This is a genomic window from Microbispora rosea (assembly GCF_900156315.1).
Taxonomy (GTDB): domain Bacteria; phylum Actinomycetota; class Actinomycetes; order Streptosporangiales; family Streptosporangiaceae; genus Microbispora; species Microbispora rosea.
The window spans coordinates 48,550-73,060 of the sequence record NZ_FTNI01000025.1; the positions used below are offsets into that span (position 1 = coordinate 48,550).

Here is a 24,511-nt window from a genome sequence, read left to right on the forward strand (position 1 = left end):
TCCGTGCAGCGATACGGCCCTGCCACAATTCCCGCAAAAGGATCAGGGGAGGGGACCGGGGTGGCCGCACGGGTGCTGGAAAACACGTTCCACGTGGACGCCGCGCCGGAGGAGGTGTTCGCGCACCTCACGACGCCGGACAGTTACATCGGCCTGTCACCGCTCGTGGTGGCGGTCCGGGATGTCGACCGGTCCGAGCCGGGGGTGGTGCGCTACGTTTCGGTCGAGCGGTTCCGCTTCCTCGGCCTGAAGTACGACAACCCCATCGCCGTCACGCTGCTGACCGAGCGCACCGCCGAGAGACTGTCCGTGCGGGGCGAGGTGCGCAGCCCCGGCGGCGTCCGGATGGGCTACCGCTTCGACATGTCCCCGGAGGCCGGCGGCACGCGGGTGGACGACCGGCTCGACCTGAGCGCCTCGTGGCTCGTCATGGGGTTCGCGGCGGGCCAGGCGCGCAAGGTGCAGCTCGCCAGGGCCCGGATCCTCGCCGAACGGCTGTCCGCGCGGTCTGCGCACGGTTCGTGAACGGACTCCGGCAGGCACGCTCCGGCCGGTTTCCCGCCGATGCAACGCGGCCTTGCGTGAGAAGCTGGAGTTCCCCTTCCGCCCCGGAGGTATCACATGCTCGTGCTGGCGCACGTCAGCGACATCCACATCGACGGAAGCGAGCGGAACACCTCGCGCGCCGCACGCGCGCTCACCTACGCGCGGTCACTGCGGCCCGACGCGATCGTGCTCACCGGTGACCTGGCGGACCACGGCGCGGTGGAGGAGTACGAGACCGTCCGCGAGCTGATCGCCGGCGACGACGTGCCGCTCGTGCTGTGCCCGGGCAACCACGACGCGCGCGGCGATCTCCGCAAGGTCCTGCTGGAGCAGGACGGCGACCACCCGGTCAACCAGGCGCTCAACCTCGACCACGCGACGATCGCGCTGTGCGACTCCAGCATCCCCGGCCGCCCGGACGGCGCGCTGTCCGACGACACCCTGGCCTGGCTCGACTCCGTGCTCGCCGCCACGCCCGGCGTCCCCGCCTTCGTCGGCATGCACCACCCGCCCGTCGCGCTCGGCATCCCGTACGTGGACGGCATCCGGCTCGGGCGGCCGGAGGGGCTGGCGGAGGTCCTGGGCCGCCATCCGCACGCCGTCGCGGTGCTGGCCGGGCACGCCCACACGGCGGCGGCGACGACGTTCGCCGGGCTGCCGCTGCTGGTCGCGCCGGGGGTGGTCAGCACCGTGCTGCTGCCGTCCGAGACCTCGGCGCGCCCTCCGGTCGACTACGACCTGCCGCCGGCCATCGCCCTCCACGTGCTGGACGACGGCCGGATCACCACCCACTACCGCCCCGTGCCCTAGCCAGGTGCCCCCGGCCAGGCACGACGCAAATCCACGGCGCTCCCACCTGCGGCACCAACGCACATCGCGCGTTACACGGGGTCAGGATCGTCGGCGCCGCACAAGCGCATCACCGAGGCCCGGAAGTGCCTGGCCGCCCCCCGTGCGTCCAAGCGGCCGGCGCGGATGTGACGGTCGGCGGCATGGCCGAGCGCGATCGTCGCCGCGACCAACCAGCCGGTGTCCAGGTCGGTCGCGAACTCGCCGCTGTCGCGGCCGCGACGGATCAGGCTCTCCAAGCTCTCCTCGACCGGCAGGTGATGCGACGCGTCTTCCTCCTGGGTGGCATCCCCATGACCGACTGCCGCCTGCTCGGTCAGCAGTGTTCCGGCTGCGGTGAGAAAACGGCCGAGAGCTTCGGTGGCGGTACCTGCCTCGAGATCAGCGGCGTCCAGCACGGCGAACGCACGGCGGCTCAGCTCGTCACGCACCGCCGCAAGGAGCGCCTCGCGGGTCCCGAAGTGGACATACGCGGTCTGCCGCGTCACACCGGCCATGGATGCGATCTCCGCCATGCTCGCCTCTGGGTGCTGGGCGAGAACCCGGATCGCCGCCGACACCAGCGCGTCACGGTTGCGGACGACCTCCACCCGCTGACGCCGCCGCCTTATATCTGACACGGTTGACAATCATAACCACCACCCTAATGCTGACAACCATGTCAGAGATAACTGAGCAGGCGGCACGCCGTCTTCTGATCGACTACACCCGCGACATGGCCCTTTCCGACGAAGACCCCGAGCGGATCGTGGACCGCACCATGACCGCCGACGCGGTCTGGGTAACCGACGGCACAACGCTCACCCGCGACCAACTGGTCGGCCATGCGGCCCCGGCACGCAAGAACGTCACCTCCATCGAGATGCGAATCGACGACCTCTTCGTCAGCGGCCACGAGTTCGCCGCACGCTGCCGCCTCATAACGGAGCACCGCAAGCGCGGGCACGTGATGATCGACTGGATCCTGATCGGCGACGTCGCCGACGACGGCCGGGTGCGACGCATCCACCAGCTCGGTCGTACCGCCTAGTACTCCGTCGAGCCAGGAGCGCACGCCGGCACCTACAACGCCGTCGGCGTCAACCGCTGGACCTCCGGCACGGGCTACGTCGTGGCCGACGCCGTCCGGGTCACCCGGGTCTGACCCCAGTGCGCGTCCGTACGGCTCACGCGCCGAGGACGTCGCCGGGAACCTCGTCCGGGATCCACGAGCCGTGGAACCCGGACGGCACCCGGCGCGGCAGCCGTACGGACGCCACCTGGGCCAGGTCCGACGCGTCGAGCACCAGCAGCTCGGCGCCGTGCTCGGTGGTCGCGATCGACAACAGCCAGCCCTCGTCCTCGGCCCTGGCGCCCGCGGCGGGGACGAACACGGCCTCGCCCGGCGAGCGCTCGCCCGTCTGGTGGGCCCGGCTCGCGCCGTTCGCGGTGTCGTACTTCACGATCGCGCCCTTGCTCACCGCGTAAATGTAACGGCTGGTCAGGCCGGTGCGCGTCTCGTTGATCGTGGGGAACTCGACGTCCAGGTCGTCGAGCTGCCCGTCGCGCGCGACGCCCGTGGCGGGGTCGAGCGTCCAGCGGTGCAGGGCCGCGCCGCCGGTGTGGGCGGCCGGGTTGGCCACGCCGCCGATGGTCGGCCAGAAGCCGCAGAACGCCCCCGGCGAGTAGCGCACCGCGTCGACGACGACGCGCCCGTGCTCGTCCTCGCTCGCGTTGCCCACGTGGAAGACGTAGCAGGGGTCGACATCGAACCACCGCACCTCGCCGGTGCCGCGGCGCATCACGCCCAGCCGCGCGCCGTACGCGTCGTCCCACCGGTACGGCATGCCGCGGCCCACCAGGCCGAAGTCGAAGACGACCGGCAGGTCGAGCCACACCACGTGGTGCTCGGTGATCGCGAAGTCGTGGGCCATGGTGGGACCCGGCACGTCCACCGGCCGGGTCTCCACCAGCTCGCCGTCGGCCGACAGCCGGTGATAGGTGAGGTAGGGCTCGGCCCAGCCGTACCCGAAGAAGTGCAGCTCCCCGGTGATCGGGTCCTCCTTCGGGTGCGCGGTCATCGCGGTGGCGAGCCGCCCGCCGAAGTCGCAGGGGCCGACCGTGCCGAGCTCCGGCGTCATCTCGTACGGCAGGCCGTTCTCCACGAGCGCGAGGATCTTGTCGGCGTGCCGGATCACGTGGGTGTTGGCGGGCACGGCCGCGAGGTCCACGCCGCGCTCGTGCACGTACGGCGCGCCGGCGAGGCGCTTGGTGCGGACCCACCGGTTGCGGTACCACTCGGCCCGCCCGTCGCGCAGCCGGATGCCGTGGATCATGCCGTGGCCGACGAACCAGTGCCCGCCGTCCTCCCCCGGGCGGGGGTTGGGGCCGTTGCGGAAGTAGCGGCCGGTGAGCTCGGGCGGCAGCGTGCCCTCGACGGGCAGGTCGACGGCGTCGATCTCGTCGGGGACGGGGGCGAGACGGCCGGTCAGGTAGGAGGCACTCATCTCGGTGGTTCCCTTCAGGCGGCGTAGCGGGCGCGGACGATCTGGGGGTAGCGGATGGTGAACAGCGCGGGGAGCGCGAAGCCGCAGACCTTCACCGCGATGATCGCGACGGTGGCGTGCGGGGCGAACGCGAGCAGCAGGGCGAGGCCGACGGCGTTGAGGGTGAAGCCCACCGCCCACACGGCGGTGATGACGGCGTTGACCCGGTAGAACAGCGGGGTCGCCTGCACCGCGGCCGGGGTCGTCCGGCGGGCGATGCCCAGCGTGAACGGCTTGCGGACGGCCAGCGACCCCCAGGCGGTGAGCGCCAGCCAGGCCACCGAGACGGCCGGGCCGTACTCGCCGAAGGGCGCCGGCGTGACCGTGAACGCGGCGAGCGTCAGACCGGCGAAGAACACCCCCGAGCTGAGCTCGATGACCATCTCGTCCCAGCCGCGCCCCGCCCGGCGGTCGATGGCGAGCAGCACGAGCGAGACGAGGAGCGCGGCCGCGGCTCCGAACCTGGCCTCGCCGTTCGTGCTGAGAACGGCGAAGGCGATCCACGGGAGGAAGGTGAGGACGTAGCGGAGCACCGGGGGGTTCCTTCGATTCGACGTTCCATAAGTGACATGTCGAAAGTAGAACCTCCACTAGCGACATGTCAACACAGGAATGTAGGATCGGGCCATGAGCCTTCGTCATGCCATGCTCGGCCTCCTGTCAGCCGGGCCCGCCAGCGGTTACGACCTGCTGAAGACCTTCGAACTGTCGCTGGAGAACGTCTGGCCCGCGACCCAAAGCCAGCTCTACGCCGAGCTCGGCCGGCTGGCCAAGGAAGGGCTGGTGGAGGTCGCGGCGGAGGGCCCGCGCGGGCGTAAGGAATACGAGATCACCGAGGAGGGCCGGGCCGAGCTGCGCCACTGGCTGGTCGAGGTGCCGCCCACCATGAGCCGGCGCAGCGACATGCTGCTGCGGGTCTTCTTCCTCGATCAGGTCGGCAGCGACGCCGCCCGCGGCTACCTGGAGCGGCTGGCCGACCGGGCCGTCCACGAGCACGACCAGCTCCTCGCCATCCGCGAGTTCGTCATCGGCCAGGGCGACGACGCGCTGCGGCTGTACGGCGACATCGCGCTTGAGTGGGGCCTGCGCCTGACCGCCGCGCAGCGCGACTGGGCCCAGTGGGCCGCCGGACGGGTGGCAGCGCTGGACCAGGAGAAGGCCGGGCAGTCCGCGGCGGAATGACGACTTCCGACGCGGTCGTACGCGTGTCCCGGCGTCAGTGCGTGGCCATGTCCACGAAGCGGCTGTAGTGGCCCTGGAAGGCCACGGTGACCGTGGCCGTGGGGCCGTTTCGGTGCTTGGCCACGATCAGGTCCGCCTCGCCCGCGCGCGGCGACTCCCGCTCGTACGCGTCCTCCCGGTGCAGCAGGATGACCATGTCGGCGTCCTGCTCGATGGAGCCCGATTCACGCAGGTCTGACACTTGTGGGCGTTTATCCGTACGCTGCTCGGGACCACGGTTGAGCTGGGAGATCGCGATGACCGGCACCTCCAGCTCCTTGGCCAGCAGCTTCAGGGCACGGGACAGCTCCGAGACCTCCTGCTGGCGGCTCTCGGTCTTCTTGGGCGAGCTCATCAGCTGGAGATAGTCGACGATCACGAAGCGCAGGTCGTGGCGCTGCTTCAGGCGGCGGCACTTCGCCCGGATCTCCATCATCGACATGTTCGGGGAGTCGTCGATGAACAGCGGCGCCTCGGCGACCTCGCCCATCCGGCGGGCCATCCGCGTCCAGTCGTCGTCGCTCATCATGCCCGAGCGCATCGTGTGCAGCGCCACCCGCGCCTCGGCGGACAGCAGACGCATGGTGATCTCGTTGCGCGACATCTCCAGCGAGAAGACGACCGTGGTCATCCCATGCTTGATCGCCGCAGATCGGGCGAAATCCAGACCCAATGTGCTTTTTCCGATTGCGGGACGGGCGGCGACGACGATCATCTGGCCGGGGTGGAGGCCGTTGGTCAGGGCGTCGAGATCCTGGAAGCCGGTCGGGACGCCGACCATCTGGCCGCCACGGCTGCCGATGGCCTCGATCTCGTCCAGCGCCGACGGCATGATCTCCGCGAGCGGGAGGTAGTCCTCGGACGTGCGGCGCTCGGTGACCTTGTAGATCTCGGCCTGCGCGCGGTCGACCAGGTCGTCGACCTCCTCGCCCTGGCCGCCGTACCCGTAGGAGACGATGCGGGTGCCGGCCTCGATGAGGCGGCGCAGGACGGCCTGCTCCCGGACGATCTTGGCGTAGTAGCCGGCGTTCGCCGCGGTGGGCACGATCACGGTCAGCGTGTGCAGGTAGGCGCCGCCGCCGACCCGGGCGACCTCGCCGCGCTTCTGCAACTCGTCGAAGACGGTCACCGAGTCGGCGGGCTCGCCCCGGCCGTACAGGTCGGTGATCACCTCGAAGACGATCTGGTGGGCCGGCCGGTAGAAGTCGTCGGCGCGCAGCACCTCGATGACGTCGGCGATGGCGTCCTTGGACAGCAGCATGCCGCCCAGCACCGACTGCTCGGCCTCGATGTTGTGCGGTGGCGTCCGCTCGAACGTCGAATCGGAGCCTCCCGGTCCCCCCGGGAAGTCGAGCACGCTCACCCTCACACCCCCTGCCCAGCGGTCACAGCATCCCCAGCCCGGTCCGCAAGTCTCCCCAACCTCAGGGCCGGGCGGCAACTTGACCAGTGGACAACCCTGTGGACAACATGTGCAGTCCGCTCCCCGGACATGTGAAAACCCTGGGGACGACCCTGTGGACAGCGATGTGACCACGTCGGCGAAGGGCGCTCCCACCTGGGATTTCGATATCCACGGCCTGTGGAGGAAAGAAAGTCACCGGAGATTTCCGATACCGATCGAGCATGGCCCAGTAAGCCGCAAAATAGTCTTATGCCACTTACCACCGAGACGGGACACGGCCGTGCCCACGACAGGGAGATCCTCAGGCTCGCGATCCCGGCATTCGGGGCACTGGTGGCCGAGCCGCTCTTCCTGCTCACCGACTCCGTCATCGTCGGCCACCTCCCCGATCCTGCACTCGGCGCTCTCGGCGTGGCCAGCGCGGCCCTGTCGGCCCTCGTCGGGCTGTGCGTGTTCCTCGCGTACGCCACCACGGCCGCGGTCGCGCGGAGGCGGGGGGCGGGGGACGTCAGGCAGGCGATGCGCCAGGGGATGGACGGCCTGTGGCTGGCCGCGATCATCGGACTGGCCGTCAGTGTGGCGTGCTGGCCTCTTGCTCCGTTTATCGTACACCTGTTCGGAGCGACGGGCCAGCTCGCCGCGCAGGCGGTCACCTATCTGCGCATCAGCCTCCTGGGCACCCCCGGCATGCTGCTGGTCCTCGCCGGCACCGGCGTCCTGCGCGGGCTGCAGGACACCCGCACGCCGCTGGCCGTGTCCGTCGCGTCGTTCGGGCTCAACGGGCTGCTGAACATCTGGTTCGTGCTCGGCCTCGGCTGGGGGATCGCCGGATCGGCCTGGGGCACGGTCGTCGCGCAGTCCCTGGCCGCCGCGACCTACCTCGCGCTGGTCGTGCGGACCGCCCGCGCGCACGGCGCCTCGCTGCTGCCCGACCTCGCCGGAGTGCGGGCCGCGGGCGCCGCCGGGTTCGCCCTGGTCGTCCGTACGGCATGCCTGCAGGCCGTGCTGCTCGTCGCCACCTCGCTCGCCACCCGGATGGGCGACGACCAGATCGGCGCGCACACGATCGCCGCCCGGATCTGGACGTTCCTCGCCTTCGCCCTCGACGCCATCGCAATCGCCGGGCAGGCCATCACGGGCCGCGCACTGGGCGCGGGCGACGCCGCGGGCGCCCGGGCGGCCACCAGGCGCATGGTGATGTGGGGCATCGGATGCGGCGTCGTGTTCTGTGCGGCCGTCCTGCTGGCGCGCCCGCTGGTCCCGGCCCTGTTCGACGCGCACGCCGAGGCGGCCGCCGAGCTGCTCGCCGTGCTGTGGCCGGTCGCGCTCCTGCAGCCGATCGCGGGCGTCGTGTTCGTGCTCGACGGGGTGCTCATCGGGGCCGGCGACCAGCGCTACCTCGCCTGGGCGGGGCTGTGGACGACGCTGGCCTACCTGCCGTTCGCCGCCGTGGCGGGCACCCTGGTCGCTCTGTGGCTCGCGCTCGGCGTCTGGATGGCCGCCCGGCTCGTCACGCTCGCCCTCCGCGCGTACGGCACCGCCTGGATGGTCACGGGCGCCTCGCGGACGGCCGCCTGACTCACATGCGGCGGGCCTCCAGCACCCGCTGGAGGAACGCCCGCGTGCGCGGATGCTCCGGCGCGCTGAAGATCTGCTCGGGCGGGCCGCTCTCCAGCAGCACGCCGCCTTCGAGGAAGCACACGGTGTCGGCGATGTCGCGGGCGAAGCCCATCTCGTGGGTGGCCAGGATCATCGTCATCCCGGTCTCCTTGAGCTCGCGGATCACGCCGAGCACCTCGGTGACCAGCGTGGGATCGAGCGCCGAGGTGACCTCGTCGAGCAGCAGCAGCCGAGGGTCGGTCGCGACCGCGCGGATGACCGCGACCCGCTGCTGCTGGCCGCCGGACAGGCGGTCGGGATACTCCCCCGCCTTGTCGGCCAGCCCGAACCGGTCGAGCAGCTCCCGCGCCCGCGCCTCAGCCTCCTCCGTCCGCACGCCGTGGACCTTGCGCGGCGCGAGCGTGATGTTGTCGAGCACGGTCATGTGCGGGAACAGGTTGTACGCCTGGAACACCATGCCGATGCGGCGGCGCACGTCGTCGGCGTCGGCCCGCACGTCGGTGATCTCCGCGCCGTCCAGATGGATCGCGCCGTCGTCGATCGTCTCCAGCAGGTTGACGCAGCGCAGCAGCGTCGACTTGCCCGAGCCGGACGCCCCGATCAGGCAGACCACCTCGTGCGGCGCGACCTCCAGGTCGATCCCGCGCAGCACGCTCAGCCCGTGGTAGTGCTTCCAGACGTCTTCGATCTTCAGCAGGCTCATGCCGTGCCGCCTCCCGTACGGCGCCGGGCGGCCCGCGCGGCGAGATGGTCGGTGAACCGCGCCATCGGCACCGTCAGCGCGATGAAGAGCAGCGCCGCGACCAGGTAGGGCGTGTAGTTGAAGGAGGATGCGACGTGGATCTGGGCCTGGCGCAGCGCCTCCAGCGGGCCGAGCACGGAGACCAGCGCGCTGTCCTTCTGCAGCGAGACGAAGTCGTTGAGCAGCGGCGGAATCACCCGGCGGACGGCCTGCGGCAGCACCACGTGGCGCATGGTCTGACCGTGGCTCAGGGCCAGCGACCGCGCCGCCGCCCGCTGGCTCGGGTGCACCGACTCGATCCCCGCGCGGAACACCTCCGCGACGTACGCGCCGTAGGACAGCACGAGCGCGATGATGCCGAGCGTCACGGGGTCACTCGGCGTGCCCTGCAACTGGAGCGCCGGGATGCCGAACCCCACCAGGTAGATGAGCAGGATCGTCGGAATGCCGCGGAAGACGTCCGTATAGAGCACGGCCAGGGCGCGCAGCGGGAAGAACACCGGTGAGCGCAGGCCGCGTACGACGGCGACGAGGAGGCCCACCACCAGGATGAACACCTCGGCGATGAGGAAAATCTTGATGTTGAGCAGGAAGCCGCGCAGCACGTCGGGCAGCGCGTCGACGAACGCCTGGGGGCTGAAGAACAACTCCTGGACCCGGGGCCATCCCGGCGAGGAGGCCACTCCGACGACCAGGGCGACCACCACGACGATCGTGGACGCGGTCGCGATGGAGATGGACCGCCGCGCCCGGCCGCGCAGCTCCGCCTCCCGGCGGAGCTGCCGCTCGCTCTTCACCCACGCGGGCCCCACCTGCTCCGCGTCTTGCGACGGCGCGGGCGAGGCGGCGGATTGCCCGTCGGTCACTTCAGCTCCGGAGCGCCCGCGGCGGCGGTCAGCCACTGGCTCTCGATCTGCGCCAGCTCACCGGACGACTTCAGCTCGCCGAGCGCCTTGTCGACACAGCTCACCAGCGGGCTGCCCTTCTGGAACAGAAGGCCGAACTCCTCGGGCTCCCCGCCGTTCGCGGCGAACTGGCCGACGATCTTCGAGCCCTCCACCTGGGCGGCGGTGACGTAGAAGGCGGTCGGCAGGTCGACGACGATGGCGTCGATCTGCTTGTTCTTCAGCGCGTTGACCGCGTCGACCTGCTGGTTGAACACGCTCGGGTCCTTGGCGGGCTGGATGACCGACCGCACCGCCTCCAGTGCGGTGGTGCCGGCCTGCACGCCGATCTTGGCGTCCTTGAGCTCGGCGAGGCTCGTGGCGGAGGCGAACTTCGTGCCGTCGAGGGCCACGACGCCCTGCTTGACCGTGTAGTAGCCCTGGCTGAAGTCGACGGCCTTGGCCCGGCTGGGGGTGATCGAGATCTGGTTGACGTCGAAGTCGAACTGCTTGGGCCCCGGGGCGAACGACGAGTCGAACGGCACGACCGCCCAGGCGACCTCGTCCTTGGTGAAGCCCATCTTCCCGGCCACCGCGTAGGCGACCGCGCTCTCGAACCCCTGCCCGCTGGAGGGGTTGTCATCCTTGAACCACGGCTCGTACGCCGGCTTGTCGGTGCCGATCGTGAGCTTGCCGGGAGTGGTGAGCTTCAGGCTCTCCTTCGCGCACGCGTCGGCGGCGCCGGAACCGGCCGGGCTCGCGGCCGCGCTCGCGGTGGTGGAGGTGTCGTCCGCCGGAGCGCAGGCGGCGGCCGCCAGCACGAGGGCGCCGGACGCCAGCAGAAGTGAGGGACGGCGCATCACAGCCTCCATCAGAGGGTCTTTCCACGAAATCCGGTAAATCGGACGGCAAGATACTAGCGTTCCGTATAACCCCGGTTTACCTGAGGGGAATCGTCTCTTCGCCGGACGACTCGGGGAACCGCGAAGGGCCCCTCTCCGGTGGACGGAGAAGGGCCCTCGACGGACTGCGACGGGTGTCAGCCCGCGACCACCTCGACGTCGAGGGTGGCGGCGACCTCCGGGTGCAGCCGGACGCTCACCTTGTGGGTGCCGACGCTCTTGATCGCGTTGCCGATCTCGATGCGGCGGCGGTCGAGCTGCGGACCACCGGCGGCCTTGACGGCGTCGGCGATGTCGCCGGTCGTGATCGAGCCGAACAGCCGGCCCGACTCGCCCGCGCGGGTCTTAAGGCGCACCTTGAGGGCGCCGAGCTGGCCGGCGACCTCCTTGGCGGAGCCCAGGTCACGGATCTCGCGGGCGGCACGCGCCTTCTTCAGCGAGGCGACCTGCGACTCGGCGCCGCGAGTCCAGCGGATGGCGAAGCCACGAGGAATCAGGTAGTTGCGGCCGTAGCCGTCCTTGACCTCGACGATGTCGCCGGGAGCGCCGAGGCCGGAGACCTCAGTCGTGAGGATGAGCTTCATTTGTCCTGAGTCTCCTTTCTCAGCGCGCGGTGCTCGTGTACGGCAGCAGGGCCATCTCACGGGCGTTCTTGATAGCGGTCGCCACGTCGCGCTGGTGCTGGGTGCAGTTGCCCGTCACCCGGCGGGCACGGATCTTGCCGCGGTCGGAGATGAACTTCCGCAGCAGCCCCGTGTCCTTGTAGTCGACGTAGGAGATCTTGTCATGGCAGAAGAGGCAAACCTTCTTCTTGGGCTTGCGCACTGCCGGCTTCGCCATCGTGGTGCTCCTTTCAGAGCCCCGCATGAAGCGGGAATGGTCGCTCGGTTGTGTTTACGGTGGTGGGACCGGAAGGCCCCGGTGACCTAGAAGGGCGGTTCGTCGCTGAAGTCGCCGCCGAAGCCGCCACCGCCCTGCGGGCCGCCGCCGAAGCCACCGCCACCGCCGCCGGAGCCGTAGCCCCCCTGCGGAGCGGGTGCCGCGGTCGCCCACGGGTCGTTGGACGGTCCGCCGCCGAAGCCACCGCCACTGCCGCCGCCCTGGCGCGAGGTCTTGTTGACCTTCGCCGTGGCGTTGCGCAGCGAGGGGCCGACCTCGTCGACCTCGACCTCGTAGACCGTGCGCTTCTCGCCTTCCTTGGTCTCGTACGACCGTTGGCGCAGCCGTCCCTGAACGATCACCCGCATGCCGCGCTGGAGGCTCTCGGCGACGTTCTCCGCCGCCTGCCGCCAGACGTTGCAGGTGAGGAACAGGCCCTCGCCGTCTTTCCACTCGTTGGTCTGCCTGTCGAGGAACCGCGGAGTGGACGCGATGCGGAACCGGGCCACGGCCTGCCCCGTCGGGGTGAAGCGCAGCTCCGGGTCGTCGACAAGATTGCCGACGATCGTGATCTGGGTGTCGCCTGCTGCCATCGGTCGCTTTCGCCTTCCTATCCCGTCAGCTGAGCCGTCAAAGGCTCAGAGTACGGCCCGGGCCCGACAAACCGCCGGGCTTCGGGTTCTGCCAGTGGAGCTCAGTGGAGCTCGGGGCGGATGACCTTGGTGCGGAGGATGCCCTCGTTCAGGTTGAGCTGGCGGTCCAGCTCCTTCACGGTGGCGGGCTCGGCGGTCAGGTCGACCACGGCGTAGATGCCCTCGGACTTCTTGGCGATGTCGTAGGACAGGCGGCGGCGGCCCCAGACGTCGACCTTCTCCACGGTGCCGCCGTCATTGCGGACGACGGTGAGGAACTGGTCGAGCGACGGCTGCACGGTGCGCTCGTCGAGGGACGGGTCGAGAATGACCATCATCTCGTAGCGACGCATGTGTGATCCAACCTCCTCTGGACTCTTGCGGTCACGACGCCTTGCCGTGACAGGAGGACCCTGCGCTCGGCGCCGGGCGGCAATGCCCCCGGCCCTTATCAGACGCAGTCGAATAAGGCTACCAGCCACTTGGCCGTACCCGGCCCGGAGAGTGAAACTGGAGGTCGGAGAGGGGGTAGGCGCGATGCGAAACGCCATCGGCCGCAAAAGGAGGCACCCCGGTCACCTCACGCTGAACACGGACGGCAGGCCGCACCCGCGGGAGAACGCGATGACGATCGCGACGCTGGTGTGCGGCCTGGTGGCGTTCGTCACGGGCTTCATCGTGATGGCCCACATGATCGCGTCGTGGGTGGGCGCGATCGGGTTCTGGGGCGGCCTGTACGCCCAGTACGCCTCGTCGACCACCAGACAGCGGGCGCTGATCATCGTGGGGATCGTGGGGTCGTTCGTCGGCGCCGCGCTGGGCATCGCGCACGGGGGCTTCTTCCCCCGCGGCTTCACCCTGCGCGGCTGAAGCCCACGCAACCGAAGCCCACGCAACCGAAGCCCGGGCGACCGAAGCCCGGGCGGTCGCGGCGTGGCCGATCAGCCGCCGATGTGGAGGTCCACGCCGAGCAGCACGAGGAACCACAGGAAGACCGCGATCAGAGCCTGGGCGACCTGCTTGAGGAGGGTGGGGGTGATGTAGTGGTGGAGCCAGGCCACATAGAGGCCGACGAGGATGTAGATGAGAAGGATGAAGCTGCCTAAGCGATATCTCATGCTCGTCTCCTTGACGACGAAGTAGTATCGCGCGCGGATTTCGGGGGCGCGTGACCACGCGACTGCCCTGGCTCGCACTTTTGAAACAGCGTGTCCTCTTGAAACGCTCTTGGAGAGCGCCTAGAGTTCGCCCTCCGCGTCCGGCAGCCCCCTGACAGGCAAGCAAAGGTGGAGGAACGGCATGGACAGCCACGACGGCGCCCGCCCGCGGATCGGAGCCCACGTCGACCAGGACGACCCGCTGGCGCACGCGGCGGCCCGCGACGCCGACGTGGTGCAGTTCTTCCTCGGCGACCCCCAGGGGTGGAAGGGGCCCGTGACACCCGCCACCGCCGACGCCCTGCGCGCCTCGGACGTGGACGTCTACGTGCACGCGCCGTACGTCATCAACGTGGCCACCGCGAACAACCGCATCCGCATCCCGAGCCGCAAGCTGCTCGACTCGCATCTCAAGGCGGCGGCGGCCATCGGCGCCAAGGGCCTGATCGTCCACGGCGGGCACGTCAACGCGGGCGACGACCCGCAGACCGGCTTCGACAACTGGCGCAAGGTCTTCGAGCGCACCGAGTGCCCGATCCCCGTGCTGATCGAGAACACGGCCGGCGGCGGCAACGCGATGGCGCGCAAGCTGGAGCGCATCGCCCGGCTGTGGGACGCGGTGACGTCGGGGGCGCCTGACCCCTCGGTCGTCGGCTTCTGCCTGGACACCTGTCACTTCCACGCGGGCGGCGAGGAACTACTCGGCCTCGTGGAGCGGGTGAAGGCGATCACCAGCCGCATCGACCTCGTCCACTGCAACGACTCACGGGACGCGTTCGACTCCGGGGCCGACCGCCACGCCAACCTCGGCAGCGGCCAGATCGACCCCGAGCTGATCCTGGAGGTCTGCCGGGCGGCAGGCGCGCCGATCGTGGTGGAGACGCCGTTCGAGGGCCAGGCCGACGACATCGCGTTCCTGCGAAAGCACCTGTAGACGCTCGTCCACACCCTGTGGATAACTCTGCGGATTGAAACCATCAGGAAGCGGGTACGACCGCCTGAAGGCCCCGCTCGTCCCTCACCCTCCCGGGCCTGCGCGTGGCACGCCACAGCTGCACGTACGACGTGACGGCCGCGGCGAGGAAGACGAGGTTGCGCAGGACCAGCACGAGCGTTCCCGGCAGGGCGCCCCGCCAGCTGTAGTCCAGTTCCACCCAGGGGTACATGATGCCCGTCAGCAGGGCGGCGACCATGACGAGCAGTGCGGCCGGGCGCTGCGTTGGGCCCGGCCGGTCGCGCCGCACCGACAGGATGACGGCGGCGATGCCGATCACCCACACGAGATACTGCGGTGACAGCACCCGGCTGGTGGCGACCAGGAAGAGCACGGTGGTGAGGGCCGCGTCGTAGTACGACCGCGGGCTGGGGGCCGCGCGCAGCCACCACAGGCCGATCAGCGCCAGCGCCAGGGGCGTGGCGACCAGGCTCAGCGTCGTCGCGACGCCCACACCGCCGCCGACGGCCTCCATCGCGCCGTGCCGGTAGGTGGTGTAGCCGTCCCACCAGCCGAGGGCCCGGGCGAGCGCGAACGGCGTGGCGGCCAGCGACTCGATCTGCAGCCCCCGCTTCTCCTGCGCGGTCAGGAAGTCCAGCGCGTGCGGCATGAGCAGGGCGGCCACGCCGCACCCCGCGACCGCGACGACGAGCGTGAGCCCCGACGCGGTCAGCAGTTCGCGCCACCGCCGCAGGCCGGCGAGCAGCGCGACCGGCCAGACCTTCACGAGGAGCCCGACACCGATGAGCGACCCGCGCACCGCCGGGTTGGCCGACGCCGTCAGCGCGAGCACCGCCACGAGCGTGACCATGAGGTCATAGCGGGAGACGAGCACCGGGCCGAGCAGAGCCGCGCCCACGGTCCACGCCCACGGGCCCGTGCGGCCCCCGCCGCGCCGCGAGTTCGAGAACCGCCACAACAGGAGCAGGATCACGAGGTCGCACAGCGCCGCCAGCAGGAAGAAGGCGACGTGATAGCCCAGCGGCAGCAGGCGGGGGGCGAGCAGCGGCACCGCCGCGAACGGCGGATACTGCCACTTCTCGTCACCCGCCGGGAACTCCCCCTCCATCAGGATCTCGGACCAGCGACGATAGAGGGTGACGTCGTTCCTGAACGCCTCGCCATGCCCGGTCGGGATGGTCTGGGTCGCGACGAGGAGGAGCACCCCCCTGGTCGCGGCCCACACCAGCAGCAGGAGCCATGGTGGCCTCCGGCGCATCGTGTCTCCCCCGTTCGTCGCGCAGACTCTCACGCGACGCTACGCGATGCCTCCGCTCGGACGGCTCAGGGCCGCGCCGCGACGGGCGCGAAATCCGATGTAACTTTCACGGGTTCACGCCGTCTCCGGCTCCTGCCGCACGCCTCGCGCAAGGAGCGAACGGCGCAGCACGAGACGGTCCTCGGCGTGGTCGAACACCCCGCCCGACGGGTCGTCGGCCTCCCTCTGGCGTACGACGTCGTGCTCGGGCCGCAGGATGTCGCGCACGACGAGCGCCATGAGGATGACGATGGTCAGCGCCCTGGCCCAGACCGACAGGAAGTAGGGGTCGTCGCCGATGCCCTCCCCGGCGTGGTCGGGATACTGGCTGACCAGGTAGAGCCAGATCGAGAAGAAGTACCAGCACTCGGCGACCTGCCAGGCGGCCAGCGCCCCCCACCTCGGCCTGGCCAGCACCGCGAACGGCACCAGCCACAGGACGTACTGCGGCGACCAGACCTTGTTGGTGATCATGAAGGCGGCCAGGGCGAGGAAGCACAGCTGCATCAGGCGCGGGCGGCGCGGCGCGGCCAGCGCCAGCACGGCGACGCCCAGCAGGAGCACCGCCAGCGCGACCATGGCCATGGTGTTCAGCTTCTCGGCGTCGCCGAGAAGCGCCAGGAAACCGGGCCTTTCCATGCCGAACCACTGGGTCTTCTGGAAGAAGAACCACAGCCCACCCCAGTCGGCGCCGCGCTCGCTGCTGAACGCGTAGAACTTCTCCCAGCCCTCGAAGTTCACCAGCATGATCGGCACGTTCACCAGCAGCCACGCGGCCGCGGCCCCGGCGACCGTCTTGAGGAACGGCACCCACTTCGCCGTACGCACCGTGAGCAGGAACAACGCGCCGAAGAACATCAGCGGGTAGAACTTCGTGGCGACGGCGAGGGCCAGCAGCACGCCCGCGAGCCACGGCCGGTTGCGGGCCCAGGCCAGCAGGCCACCGAGCGCGAGGGCGCCCGCGGCCAGGTCCCAGTTGATGTACGCGCAGAGGATGACGGCCGGGCCGACGGCGTACCAGAGCGCGTCCCAGCGACGGGCCGGTCCGGCGAGCGCGGCCGTGAGCAGCACGCCCGCGACCAGCGCGATCCCCATCAGGATCACGGTGACGTCGTAGAACACGACCCCGTCGCCGCTCGCGAGCCGGCGGGCGAACTCCATGATCCCGCCGATGCCCACCGGGTATTCGACCGGGTAGTCGACGTACGGGACCTTGCCCTCGTTGAGCTTCTCGGCCCAGAACAGCGGATAGATGTCGGTGTAGCAGAAGTTCGTGAACTGCCCGACACCGCCGTTCCATGCTCCGCCGAACCGGCAGGGATATTTCCACAGGTATGCGAGAACGGCGCCGAGCCCCGCGAGAAGCCCGAGAGGCAGGTACGGCATCGCCCGCGCGGCGACCCTGAGCAACGGGGCGAAGGCGTTCGTGATCCGGGTCGTCATGCTCGGTATTGCACCATTCAACGCCTCGGCTTGGCGACTCCGCGCACCGGAAGGGCCCGCGGCGGGAGTCGCCGCGGGCCCCTTCGGGACGCCGGATCGTGGATCAGGCGCCGGTGCCGTCTCTGCCGTTTCCCGAACCGGTCGGCATGGCGGCCGGGGCCTGGTTGATGTTCAACGGGACGTCGCCGCCCCCGGGGCCGCCGTCCTGACCGCCCGTGCCCTGGTCGTCGCCGAGGCCGTCGCCGCTGTCACACCCCGGGCCGCCGTCGAAGCAGCTGCCGTCGTCGGGGAAGTCCGTCGGGAAGTCCGTCGGGAACCCGGCGTCGTCCGGCTCCGGGCTGGGCGACGGCGTCGGGCTCGGCACGATGTTCTCCGGACTGCCCAGTCCGGCCTTCTGCGGGAACTGCTCGACCGGCTTGCCCGCGAGCGCATCCATCATGAACGTCCGCCAGATCGTGGTCGGCGGGCCGGCGCCCTCGAAGCCCAGGGACACCTCATGCGGCCGGGTGTAAGGGGTGTTGGGGCCGTACTTCTTGCTCTCCTTGCCGCCGGGGGTAACCGGGCAGTTGGAGTAGATCGGCTCCACGATCTTGCCGCTCTTGGTCAGGCACTGCTCGCGGTACATGCCGACCGCGACCGACAACTGCGGGGTGAAGCCGACGAACCAGGCTTCCTTCTCGTCGTTGTTCGTGCCGGTCTTGCCCGCGGCGGGGCGGCCGATGCCCTTGCCCATCGCCGTACCCGTCTTGAGGACCTCCTCCATGGCCGCCACAGAGTCCGCCGCCGCCTCCGGCGTGATCACCTGCCTGATGTCCCGCCGCTCGGCGATAACGACCGCCTTGTCCTTCCGGACCTCCTTGACGACGTGGTAGTCGACGTGCTTGCCCTCGTTGGCGAAGATCGAATATCCGGCGGCCTGCTCGACCGGAGTGACCAGGGCGCTACCGATGGAGAACTGGTACTGGTGCTCCTTGACGTCGTCCTCCAGCCGGGTCTTGTCGAGCCCGGCGTCCTCCGCGATCTGCTTCACCGCGCTGAGCTGCCCGATCGTGCCGTTCTCCTCGTCCAGCTTGTACGCCATCGAGGCGAAGGCCGTGTTGATCGAGTGCGAGGTCGCATAGATGGCGTTGATGGCGGCGGGCACCGAGTGGCCGTTGGTGATTCCGCCCTTCGCCTGACCCGGCAATTCCTTGGGCACGGTCTGGTTGCCGGGCAGCCAGCTGTTCAGGCTGTAGCCGGCATCCAGCCAGGCGGCCAGCACGTACGGCTTGAACGCTGAGGCGGCCTGCTTCTTCGAGTCGAACGGCTCGTTCCAGGGATCCTTGACGTAGTCGTTGCCGCCATAGAACGCGAGCACGCGCCCTGTCTTGGGATCCACGGCGGCCAGGCCGGCGTGGAACTCCTTCGACATGGTGGAGGTGGTCGCGGTCACCGCCTTCTTGGCGGCCTGCATGAGCTTCTTGTCGAAGGTAGAAATGATCTTGTAGCCGCCGCTCCTGACCTGGTCGGGCGACAGGTTCATCCGGGTCTTCAGCTCCTGCAGCACCTGGACGATCATGTAACCCCTGAGGCCGCCGTACTCGTCTCTGGTGTTCGCCGGGACGGTCTTGGGGAACTTGGCCGTGCTCGGCAGCTTGCCGTACTTGGCCGGGTCGAGCTTCGCCATGGCGTTGACGACGTCCTTGAACCGGCTCTGCAGCCGTGGGGAGTCGGCGTCCAGGGCGGGCGTCTGGATGCGCGCGGCGAGATAGGCGCCCTGCTCCGGGGTGAGCTGTTCGACGTGCTTCTTGAAGTACGCCTGCGCGGCGGCCTCGATGCCGTACGCACGGCCGAAGGGCACCGTGTTGAGGTACTGCAGAAGGATCTGGTCCTTGGTCATCGACTTGTCGAGCTTGACCGAGACGAAGATCTCCTTGATCTTTCGCTTGATCGACACTTCCTGGCTGAGGCCGTCGTAGTAGTTGCGGGCCATCTGCTGGGTGATGGTCGAGGCGCCCTGGAGCTGCTGCCCGGTCGCCGTCATGTAGACCGACCGGATCATGCCGGGGATCGAGATGCCGCTGTCGTCGCGGAAGGTGTCGTTCTCGATCGCGATGACGGCGTCCTGGACGTGCCTCGGCACCTTGTTGATGTTGTCCAGGATGACGCGCGGGGTGCCCACCTTGCCGATCAGCGTCTTGCCGTCGTTGTAGTAGATGGCACTGCCCTGCGCCACGGCCTCCGCCTGCGTCGCCGCGGGCAGCGGGGTGTTGGCGTAGGCCACCGCGATCATGCCGAAGGTGCCGGCGGCCAGCACGGTGAAGGCCGCCACCAGGATCTTCCAGCTCGGGACGAAGCGCCTCCAGCCCGTACGGCGCGGCCTCTCGTCGTCCTCGTCGAAGTCGTCGAAGTCGCCCGGATCCCGGGGGCCGCGCCCGCCGGGCCCACCCGGGCCCCCTGGACCCCCCGGGCCTCCGGGGCCGCCGGGACCGTGGCCGCCCCGGCCCGAGGGCCTGCGGCGGCGGCCGCCGGTCTGCATCGCTTCGGTGCTCTGCCCGTCCCCTCGGGCGTCGCGGGGGAAGCCGCCCGTCGGCATGCCCAGCGCCTGGGTGCGCTCGTCCCCGCCGGGAACGCCGGGAACGCCGGGAACGCCGGGACGGCCGGGACCCGCGGGGCCGCCGGGACCGGCCGCGTAGCGCGGGTCACGGCCCGCCGGCGGGCGTCCGCCGCTCACCGGTCCCCGGGCGCCCTGCTGCCCCCGGACCGGCCTCTGCGGCGGGCCCTGCTCCGGTCTCTGTTCCGGCCTAGGGGGCACCGCGTTCATGGCCGCCGTGTCCTCGAAGGCGGCCGCCTCACGGCGGTGGTGCTCGGGTGCGGCCGGCCGGGCGGCCCGAGGCGGTTGCGGGGCCGGTCCCCTGCCGGGCTGTCGCGGCGGGGCGGGCTCGCCGTACTCGTCGTACTCGTCGGATTCCCGGGGCGAGCGACGACGGCGCCCAGGGCGGGATGATCCACCGGAGCCCGAGGCGTCCTCGGGACGGCCGGTCGGCTCCGGTCCATAGCTGCTGTAAGTCACGCGTCCTCGTCAGATGGTTCGGGGAATTTGTCGACGTCGGCCGGCAGGCCGGCGGGCTGCCTCCTGGAGGTGGAGGTCGCCCTACAGGGAAGGGCCCGGGGGATCGGCTGTTCCGAGGACGAACGACACCGCCAGGTGGTTCCAGGAACAACCTTGGCAGACCTCCACCACGTAGACCCGGAATTCGCGGTATTCCCGGGCCATCGCGCTGAGCTCGGCCATCCCTTTTGCCTGGCCGGCCACTCGTCCTAATTCATCCCCATATACGTATGTGACGTTGGTCACGTTCCTTCGTTCACATATGGGGCAGCTGCGAGCCGTCGGCTCTCCGTGGAACCGAGCCGCGCGCAGCAGGTAAGGGTGGGCGTCACACACGTCCCGCGCCCGCATGCGGCCGGAGCGGACTGACTGCACGGCCGCCCGCTTAGCGAGGCCGTAGTCCACGACCGACCGCTGTGACCACATACGGCCAGATTACGACCCTTTGCCAAATCTTGCCCAACCGTTGACCCGTTGCCATCTATGACACCCCGACGTATCCTGCGGATGTATCGAGTCGATACATCGGTCGGACACAGGAGGTGGTTCCAGTGACGGGCTCTCGTGGAGGTGTGCTGGAGCTCGCCGTCCTGGGATCGCTGCACGAAACGCCGTTGCACGGCTATGAGCTGCGCAAACGGCTCAACACGCTGCTCGGCATGTTCCGTGCGTTCTCCTACGGCTCGCTGTATCCCTGCCTCAGGGGTCTGCTCAACGAGGGCCTCATCGCCGAGGAGGAGCCTCCTGAGGACACGGTTCTCGGCCGCAGGTCGAAGATCGTCTACAAGATCACGGCGGAGGGCAAGGAGCGGTTGCAGGAGCTGCTCAGCCAGTCGGGCCCGTCCTCCTGGGAGGACGAAAGCTTCGGCATCCACTTCGCCTTCTTCCGCCACACGGAGGCGGAAGTGCGGCTCCGCATCCTGGAGGGCCGCCGCAGCCGCCTGGAAGAGCGCCTCGACCGCGTCCGTGAGGCTCTCGCCCGCACAAGAGAGCGGCTGGACAGCTACACGCTTGAGCTCCAGCGCCACGGGCTGGAGTCGGTCGAGCGCGAGGTCCGCTGGCTGAACGAGCTGATCGACTCGGAACGGCGGAGCCGTTCGGTTCCCGGCGAGGGGGATCACCCCCCGGATCCCGCGCAAGCCGTACAGGAAGAGACCCAGAGGGCGGACACGCCCGAGGCAGATAGGTAAAGGAGCGAGTGCTATGGGTTCGGTGCGCGTAGCCATCGTCGGTGTGGGCAACTGCGCCTCATCGCTGGTGCAGGGCGTCCATTACTACAAGGACGCGGATCCGAGCAGCCGTGTGCCGGGCCTCATGCACGTGCGGTTCGGTGATTACCACGTCGGCGACGTGGAGTTCGTCGCGGCCTTCGACGTGGACGCCAAGAAGGTCGGCCGCGACTTGTCGGAGGCCATCGTCGCCTCCGAGAACAACACGATCAAGATCTGCGACGTGCCGCCGCTCGGCGTCACCGTGCAGCGCGGCCCGACCTTCGACGGGCTGGGCACGTACTACCGCGAGATCATCGAGGAGTCCGACGAGAAACCGGTCGACGTCGTGCAGGCGCTGAAGGACGCCCAGGTCGACGTCCTGGTGTCCTACCTGCCGGTGGGCTCGGAGGAGGCCGACCGCTTCTACGCGCAGTGCGCCATCGACGCGAAGGTGGCCTTCGTCAACGCGCTGCCGGTCTTCATCGCCTCCGACCCCGAGTGGGCCGCGAAGTTCACCGAGGCCGGCGTCCCGATCGTGGGTGACGACATCAAGTCCCAGGTCGGCGCCACGATCACGCACCGGGTGCTGGCCAAGCTGTTCGAGGACCGCGGGGTCGAGCTGCTGCGCACCTACCAGCTCAACTTCGGCGGCAACATGGACTTCATGAACATGCTGGAGCGCACCCGTCTCCAGTCCAAGAAGATCTCCAAGACCCAGTCGGTCACGTCGCAGATCCCGCACGAGATGGCCAAGGCCGACGTCCACATCGGCCCGTCCGACCACGTGCCGTGGCTGGACGACCGCAAGTGGGCCTACGTCCGCCTCGAGGGCAGGTCGTTCGGCGACACCCCGCTCAACCTGGAGTACAAGCTCGAGGTCTGGGACTCGCCCAACTCCGCCGGCATCATCATCGACGCGGTCCGCGCCGCCAAGATCGCCCTCGACCGGGGCGTTGGCGGCCCGCTGCTGTCGCCCTCGTCCTACTTCATGAAGTCGCCGCCGGAGCAGTACTCCGACGACCACGCCCGCGAGGCCGTGGAGCAGTTCATCCGCGGCCAGCTCGAGCGCTGACGTCCGTCGTTCACCGCGTGTCCCGCCCCGGTCCGATCGATCGGACCGGGGCGGTCGCATGTCCCCGCCCGCTACACCTCAGCGATGCGTGAGCGGGCGCGCGGCCGGCGGCAGAGCCGCGGCGTCGGCCACCGGCCACGCCAGCGGGTCGGGCCCGAGCGCGACGAGCTGGGGCACCTGCTCCCGGGCCCAGGGCGAGATGTCCAGCTCCCCGCTCATCACCTCGGCGGCGAAGCGCGTCCACGGCTCCCAGCGGACCTCGCCCACCTCCTCGGCGTTGGGCGCGGCCTCCTCGGTCACCACGGCCCGGTAGACCGGGCACAGCTCGTTCTCCACCATGCCGTTGTCCATCACGGCCCGGTAGGAGAAGCCCGGCAGGATCAGGTCGACGGACTCGACCGCCAGGCCCAGCTCGAACCCGAGCCGGCGGATCACCGCCGACGACAGCGATTCACCCGGCAGCGGATGCCCGCAGCAACTGTTGGTCCACGCGTCGGGCCAGGTCAGCTTCGTGCCCGCCCGCCGCGACAGCAGCACGCGCCCTTGGTGGTCGAAGACGTAGCTGGAGAACGCGAGATGCAGCGGCGTGTCCGCGCCGTGGACGGTGGACTTGGGAGCGGTGCCGATCGGGTTGCCCTCGCCGTCGAGCAGCACGACATGTTCCTGTGAAGTCACTCTGCGAGAGTACGTGATCACCTCGATCTCAGTGAGATGTACGGGGCTTTATCGGGGTTGCTCCTGATGCCCGTGCGTGATCGCCCGCGTAGGCTGTCGCCGTGTCCTACGTCTCCGATCTGCGGGTGGTCCTGCGGGGCCGAAACTTCCGGCGGCTTTTCGCCACACGGCTCGTCTCGCAGTTCTCTGACGGGATCTTCCAGCTCGCCGTCGGCGGCTACGCGTTCTTCAGCCCGGAACGGCAGGCGAGCGCCGCCGACATCGCCGCGGGCCTCGCCGTGCTGCTCCTGCCGTACAGCGTGCTCGGGCCCTTCGTCGGGGTGTTCATCGACCGCTGGTCCCGGCGGCAGATCCTCGTGATCGCGCCGATCGTGCGCGGGACGCTGCTGGTGCTGGCCGCCTGCCTCATCGCGGCGGGGGCCTCCGACGTCGTCTTCTACGCGGCGGCCCTCGGCGTCCTCGCGGTCAACCGCTTCTTCCTGTCGGCCCTCAGCGCCGCGCTGCCGCACGTCGTGCCGTCCGATCAGCTGATGATGGCCAACGCGGTCACGCCCACCTCGGGCACGGTGGTGACGTTCGTCGGAGCGGGCGCCGGCGTCGTGCTCCGCATCATCTCCGGATCGGACGACAAGGGCGTCGCCGTGCTGCTGGTCTGCTCCGGCCTCGTCTTCGGCCTGAGCGCGCTGATCGCGCGGACGATGGAGCGCTCCCTGCTCGGCCCCGCGTACGATCCGGACCGTCCGCAGGCCCGCGAGGCCGTACGGCACGTGCTGGCCGGCCTGGTGGACGGCGCGCGGCACATCGCGCACCGGCGTTCGGCCGCGGCGGCCCTCGGCGGCATCGCGACCCACCGCCTGATGTTCGGCATCTCGACGGCGGCCGTGGTGATGCTCTACCGCTACCACTTCACCACCGACGCCGACGAGGCGTTGAAGGGCATCGCGCTCGTGCTGGGCGCGGTCGGCGCGGGAAGCTTCGCCGCGGTCGTGGTCACCCCGTGGGCCACCGAGCGGATCCGCATCGAGGTCTGGATTCCGATGATGCTCGTCACCTGCGGAGTCCTGGAGTTCGCACTGTGCGCGACGTTCCGGGAGTGGGCGTTCTTCGGCGCCGGGCTGGTGATCGGGGTCGCGGGGCAGAGCGTGAAGATCTGCGTGGACACCGTCGTGCAGCGTGACGTCGAGGACGCCTATCTCGGCCGCGCCTTCTCCGTCTACGACATGCTGTTCAACGGCATGACCGTCCTCGGCGCGGTGCTGGCGGCGGCGCTGCTGCCGCCCGACGGCAAGTCCTATCTCGCGCTCGCCGTGATCGCCGTCGGCTACCTGCTCGGCGCGGTGGCGTATCGGCTGACCCTGCCCTCCGCCGTACGCAGGCCGCCGGTCCCCGCCACCGACTGACTCCG

Annotated in this window: 27 protein-coding genes; 10 read left to right on the plus strand and 17 right to left on the minus strand. The window is 69.8% G+C overall.

Going from position 1 to position 24,511, the window contains the following annotated elements; translation table 11 throughout:
* The first annotated feature begins 72 nt into the window (after positions 1-72).
* Positions 73-525: an SRPBCC family protein gene (locus tag BXA11_RS29645; protein WP_239105219.1), complete on the plus strand. Its 453-nt coding sequence runs from the start codon at positions 73-75 to the stop codon at positions 523-525.
* Between the two features lie 96 nt (positions 526-621).
* Positions 622-1,356 carry a metallophosphoesterase gene (locus tag BXA11_RS29650; protein WP_076439831.1) on the plus strand — a complete coding sequence of 245 codons (735 nt, stop codon included), beginning with the start codon at positions 622-624 and terminating at the stop codon, positions 1,354-1,356.
* A gap of 71 nt (positions 1,357-1,427) precedes the next feature.
* Here the strand turns inward: BXA11_RS29650 and BXA11_RS29655 are convergent, their stop codons facing one another.
* Positions 1,428-1,985: a TetR/AcrR family transcriptional regulator gene (locus tag BXA11_RS29655; RefSeq protein WP_159454856.1), complete on the minus strand. Its 558-nt coding sequence runs from the start codon at positions 1,983-1,985 to the stop codon at positions 1,428-1,430.
* A 68-nt stretch (positions 1,986-2,053) separates the two neighbouring features.
* Here BXA11_RS29655 and BXA11_RS29660 point away from each other — a divergent pair, with 68 nt between their 5' ends.
* Positions 2,054-2,425, plus strand: coding sequence for a nuclear transport factor 2 family protein (locus tag BXA11_RS29660; protein WP_143734585.1), 372 nt, complete (start codon positions 2,054-2,056; stop codon positions 2,423-2,425).
* Between the two features lie 136 nt (positions 2,426-2,561).
* Here the strand turns inward: BXA11_RS29660 and BXA11_RS29665 are convergent, their stop codons facing one another.
* Together BXA11_RS29665 and BXA11_RS29670 are read right to left on the minus strand one after the other, a co-directional pair.
* Positions 2,562-3,881 (minus strand): carotenoid oxygenase family protein, encoded by a 1,320-nt coding sequence (locus tag BXA11_RS29665; protein ID WP_076439837.1) that lies wholly within the window; start codon positions 3,879-3,881, stop codon positions 2,562-2,564.
* A 14-nt stretch (positions 3,882-3,895) separates the two neighbouring features.
* On the minus strand, positions 3,896-4,453 hold the full coding sequence (locus tag BXA11_RS29670) for a hypothetical protein (protein ID WP_076439839.1): 558 nt from the start codon (positions 4,451-4,453) through the stop codon (positions 3,896-3,898).
* 94 nt (positions 4,454-4,547) lie between these two features.
* On the opposite strand from BXA11_RS29670, the gene BXA11_RS29675 reads away from it, so the two are divergent.
* Positions 4,548-5,102 carry a PadR family transcriptional regulator gene (locus BXA11_RS29675; protein WP_036406924.1) on the plus strand — a complete coding sequence of 185 codons (555 nt, stop codon included), beginning with the start codon at positions 4,548-4,550 and terminating at the stop codon, positions 5,100-5,102.
* A gap of 34 nt (positions 5,103-5,136) precedes the next feature.
* Here the strand turns inward: BXA11_RS29675 and dnaB are convergent, their stop codons facing one another.
* Positions 5,137-6,504 (minus strand): replicative DNA helicase, encoded by a 1,368-nt coding sequence (dnaB, locus tag BXA11_RS29680; protein ID WP_030508627.1) that lies wholly within the window; start codon positions 6,502-6,504, stop codon positions 5,137-5,139.
* A 291-nt stretch (positions 6,505-6,795) separates the two neighbouring features.
* Here dnaB and BXA11_RS29685 point away from each other — a divergent pair, with 291 nt between their 5' ends.
* On the plus strand, positions 6,796-8,124 hold the full coding sequence (locus tag BXA11_RS29685; RefSeq protein ID WP_076439841.1) for an MATE family efflux transporter: 1,329 nt from the start codon (positions 6,796-6,798) through the stop codon (positions 8,122-8,124).
* A 1-nt stretch (position 8,125) separates the two neighbouring features.
* Here the strand turns inward: BXA11_RS29685 and BXA11_RS29690 are convergent, their stop codons facing one another.
* The 7 genes from BXA11_RS29690 to rpsF all read right to left on the minus strand — a co-directional run bounded on the left by BXA11_RS29690 (position 8,126) and on the right by rpsF (position 12,558).
* Positions 8,126-8,869: an amino acid ABC transporter ATP-binding protein gene (locus BXA11_RS29690; RefSeq protein ID WP_030508625.1), complete on the minus strand. Its 744-nt coding sequence runs from the start codon at positions 8,867-8,869 to the stop codon at positions 8,126-8,128.
* A complete protein-coding gene (locus BXA11_RS29695) occupies positions 8,866-9,774 on the minus strand; it encodes an amino acid ABC transporter permease (RefSeq protein ID WP_083744672.1) in 909 nt (302 codons plus the stop codon). The genes BXA11_RS29690 and BXA11_RS29695 overlap by 4 nt, the downstream gene beginning before the upstream one ends.
* Positions 9,771-10,652 carry an ABC transporter substrate-binding protein gene (locus tag BXA11_RS29700; RefSeq protein ID WP_076439941.1) on the minus strand — a complete coding sequence of 294 codons (882 nt, stop codon included), beginning with the start codon at positions 10,650-10,652 and terminating at the stop codon, positions 9,771-9,773. Before BXA11_RS29700 ends, BXA11_RS29695 begins: the two co-directional genes overlap by 4 nt.
* 179 nt (positions 10,653-10,831) lie before the next feature.
* Entirely contained in the window at positions 10,832-11,278 is a 447-nt protein-coding gene (gene rplI / locus BXA11_RS29705; RefSeq protein WP_030508622.1) for a 50S ribosomal protein L9, read from the minus strand.
* A 19-nt stretch (positions 11,279-11,297) separates the two neighbouring features.
* Positions 11,298-11,534, minus strand: coding sequence for a 30S ribosomal protein S18 (gene rpsR, locus BXA11_RS29710; protein WP_076439843.1), 237 nt, complete (start codon positions 11,532-11,534; stop codon positions 11,298-11,300).
* 86 nt (positions 11,535-11,620) lie between these two features.
* Positions 11,621-12,166, minus strand: a complete 546-nt coding sequence (locus tag BXA11_RS29715; RefSeq protein ID WP_076439845.1) for a single-stranded DNA-binding protein — start codon at positions 12,164-12,166, stop codon at positions 11,621-11,623.
* A gap of 101 nt (positions 12,167-12,267) precedes the next feature.
* Entirely contained in the window at positions 12,268-12,558 is a 291-nt protein-coding gene (gene rpsF / locus BXA11_RS29720; protein ID WP_030508619.1) for a 30S ribosomal protein S6, read from the minus strand.
* Between the two features lie 184 nt (positions 12,559-12,742).
* On the opposite strand from rpsF, the gene BXA11_RS29725 reads away from it, so the two are divergent.
* A complete protein-coding gene (locus BXA11_RS29725; protein ID WP_076439847.1) occupies positions 12,743-13,075 on the plus strand; it encodes a hypothetical protein in 333 nt (110 codons plus the stop codon).
* 71 nt (positions 13,076-13,146) lie between these two features.
* On the opposite strand, the gene BXA11_RS43725 is transcribed toward BXA11_RS29725, so the two are convergent.
* Positions 13,147-13,323 carry a hypothetical protein gene (locus tag BXA11_RS43725; protein WP_167530482.1) on the minus strand — a complete coding sequence of 59 codons (177 nt, stop codon included), beginning with the start codon at positions 13,321-13,323 and terminating at the stop codon, positions 13,147-13,149.
* A gap of 181 nt (positions 13,324-13,504) precedes the next feature.
* On the opposite strand from BXA11_RS43725, the gene BXA11_RS29730 reads away from it, so the two are divergent.
* Positions 13,505-14,296 carry a deoxyribonuclease IV gene (locus tag BXA11_RS29730; RefSeq protein WP_076439849.1) on the plus strand — a complete coding sequence of 264 codons (792 nt, stop codon included), beginning with the start codon at positions 13,505-13,507 and terminating at the stop codon, positions 14,294-14,296.
* 43 nt (positions 14,297-14,339) lie between these two features.
* On the opposite strand, the gene BXA11_RS29735 is transcribed toward BXA11_RS29730, so the two are convergent.
* From BXA11_RS29735 to BXA11_RS29750, 4 genes are all read right to left on the minus strand, one after another.
* Positions 14,340-15,575 (minus strand): glycosyltransferase 87 family protein, encoded by a 1,236-nt coding sequence (locus tag BXA11_RS29735; protein WP_076439851.1) that lies wholly within the window; start codon positions 15,573-15,575, stop codon positions 14,340-14,342.
* Positions 15,576-15,689: 114 nt separating this feature from the next.
* Positions 15,690-17,057 (minus strand): glycosyltransferase family 87 protein, encoded by a 1,368-nt coding sequence (locus BXA11_RS29740; protein WP_076439853.1) that lies wholly within the window; start codon positions 17,055-17,057, stop codon positions 15,690-15,692.
* Positions 17,058-17,160: 103 nt separating this feature from the next.
* Entirely contained in the window at positions 17,161-19,770 is a 2,610-nt protein-coding gene (locus BXA11_RS29745) for a transglycosylase domain-containing protein (protein WP_076439855.1), read from the minus strand.
* Positions 19,771-20,190: 420 nt separating this feature from the next.
* Positions 20,191-20,574, minus strand: coding sequence for a DUF5318 family protein (locus tag BXA11_RS29750; RefSeq protein WP_076439857.1), 384 nt, complete (start codon positions 20,572-20,574; stop codon positions 20,191-20,193).
* Positions 20,575-20,699: 125 nt separating this feature from the next.
* On the opposite strand from BXA11_RS29750, the gene BXA11_RS29755 reads away from it, so the two are divergent.
* Together BXA11_RS29755 and BXA11_RS29760 are read left to right on the plus strand one after the other, a co-directional pair.
* Positions 20,700-21,338: a PadR family transcriptional regulator gene (locus tag BXA11_RS29755; protein WP_076439859.1), complete on the plus strand. Its 639-nt coding sequence runs from the start codon at positions 20,700-20,702 to the stop codon at positions 21,336-21,338.
* Positions 21,339-21,351: 13 nt separating this feature from the next.
* Positions 21,352-22,431: an inositol-3-phosphate synthase gene (locus BXA11_RS29760; protein WP_030508611.1), complete on the plus strand. Its 1,080-nt coding sequence runs from the start codon at positions 21,352-21,354 to the stop codon at positions 22,429-22,431.
* 78 nt (positions 22,432-22,509) lie between these two features.
* Here BXA11_RS29760 and idi read toward each other — a convergent pair whose 3' ends face one another.
* On the minus strand, positions 22,510-23,106 hold the full coding sequence (gene idi, locus BXA11_RS29765) for an isopentenyl-diphosphate Delta-isomerase (protein WP_076439861.1): 597 nt from the start codon (positions 23,104-23,106) through the stop codon (positions 22,510-22,512).
* Between the two features lie 101 nt (positions 23,107-23,207).
* Between idi and BXA11_RS29770 the strand changes: the two genes are divergently transcribed.
* Positions 23,208-24,506 (plus strand): MFS transporter, encoded by a 1,299-nt coding sequence (locus BXA11_RS29770; protein WP_076439863.1) that lies wholly within the window; start codon positions 23,208-23,210, stop codon positions 24,504-24,506.
* Positions 24,507-24,511 lie beyond the last annotated feature (5 nt).

Bases quoted from the DNA above. Each gene is read 5' to 3' on its own strand.
- BXA11_RS29675 (WP_036406924.1), top strand. From the start codon at position 4,548: ATGAGCCTTCGTCATGCCATGCTCGGCCTCCTGTCAGCCGGGCCCGCC.
- BXA11_RS29740 (WP_076439853.1), bottom strand. From the start codon at position 17,057: ATGACGACCCGGATCACGAACGCCTTCGCCCCGTTGCTCAGGGTCGCC.
- BXA11_RS29715 (WP_076439845.1), bottom strand. From the start codon at position 12,166: ATGGCAGCAGGCGACACCCAGATCACGATCGTCGGCAATCTTGTCGAC.
- rplI (WP_030508622.1), bottom strand. From the start codon at position 11,278: ATGAAGCTCATCCTCACGACTGAGGTCTCCGGCCTCGGCGCTCCCGGC.
- BXA11_RS29665 (WP_076439837.1), bottom strand. From the start codon at position 3,881: ATGAGTGCCTCCTACCTGACCGGCCGTCTCGCCCCCGTCCCCGACGAG.
- BXA11_RS29760 (WP_030508611.1), top strand. From the start codon at position 21,352: ATGGGTTCGGTGCGCGTAGCCATCGTCGGTGTGGGCAACTGCGCCTCA.
- BXA11_RS29735 (WP_076439851.1), bottom strand. From the start codon at position 15,575: ATGCGCCGGAGGCCACCATGGCTCCTGCTGCTGGTGTGGGCCGCGACC.
- rpsR (WP_076439843.1), bottom strand. From the start codon at position 11,534: ATGGCGAAGCCGGCAGTGCGCAAGCCCAAGAAGAAGGTTTGCCTCTTC.
- BXA11_RS29750 (WP_076439857.1), bottom strand. From the start codon at position 20,574: ATGTGGTCACAGCGGTCGGTCGTGGACTACGGCCTCGCTAAGCGGGCG.
- BXA11_RS29690 (WP_030508625.1), bottom strand. From the start codon at position 8,869: ATGAGCCTGCTGAAGATCGAAGACGTCTGGAAGCACTACCACGGGCTG.
- BXA11_RS29700 (WP_076439941.1), bottom strand. From the start codon at position 10,652: ATGCGCCGTCCCTCACTTCTGCTGGCGTCCGGCGCCCTCGTGCTGGCG.
- BXA11_RS29660 (WP_143734585.1), top strand. From the start codon at position 2,054: ATGTCAGAGATAACTGAGCAGGCGGCACGCCGTCTTCTGATCGACTAC.
- BXA11_RS29650 (WP_076439831.1), top strand. From the start codon at position 622: ATGCTCGTGCTGGCGCACGTCAGCGACATCCACATCGACGGAAGCGAG.
- BXA11_RS43725 (WP_167530482.1), bottom strand. From the start codon at position 13,323: ATGAGATATCGCTTAGGCAGCTTCATCCTTCTCATCTACATCCTCGTC.
- BXA11_RS29725 (WP_076439847.1), top strand. From the start codon at position 12,743: ATGCGAAACGCCATCGGCCGCAAAAGGAGGCACCCCGGTCACCTCACG.
- BXA11_RS29730 (WP_076439849.1), top strand. From the start codon at position 13,505: ATGGACAGCCACGACGGCGCCCGCCCGCGGATCGGAGCCCACGTCGAC.
- BXA11_RS29685 (WP_076439841.1), top strand. From the start codon at position 6,796: ATGCCACTTACCACCGAGACGGGACACGGCCGTGCCCACGACAGGGAG.
- rpsF (WP_030508619.1), bottom strand. From the start codon at position 12,558: ATGCGTCGCTACGAGATGATGGTCATTCTCGACCCGTCCCTCGACGAG.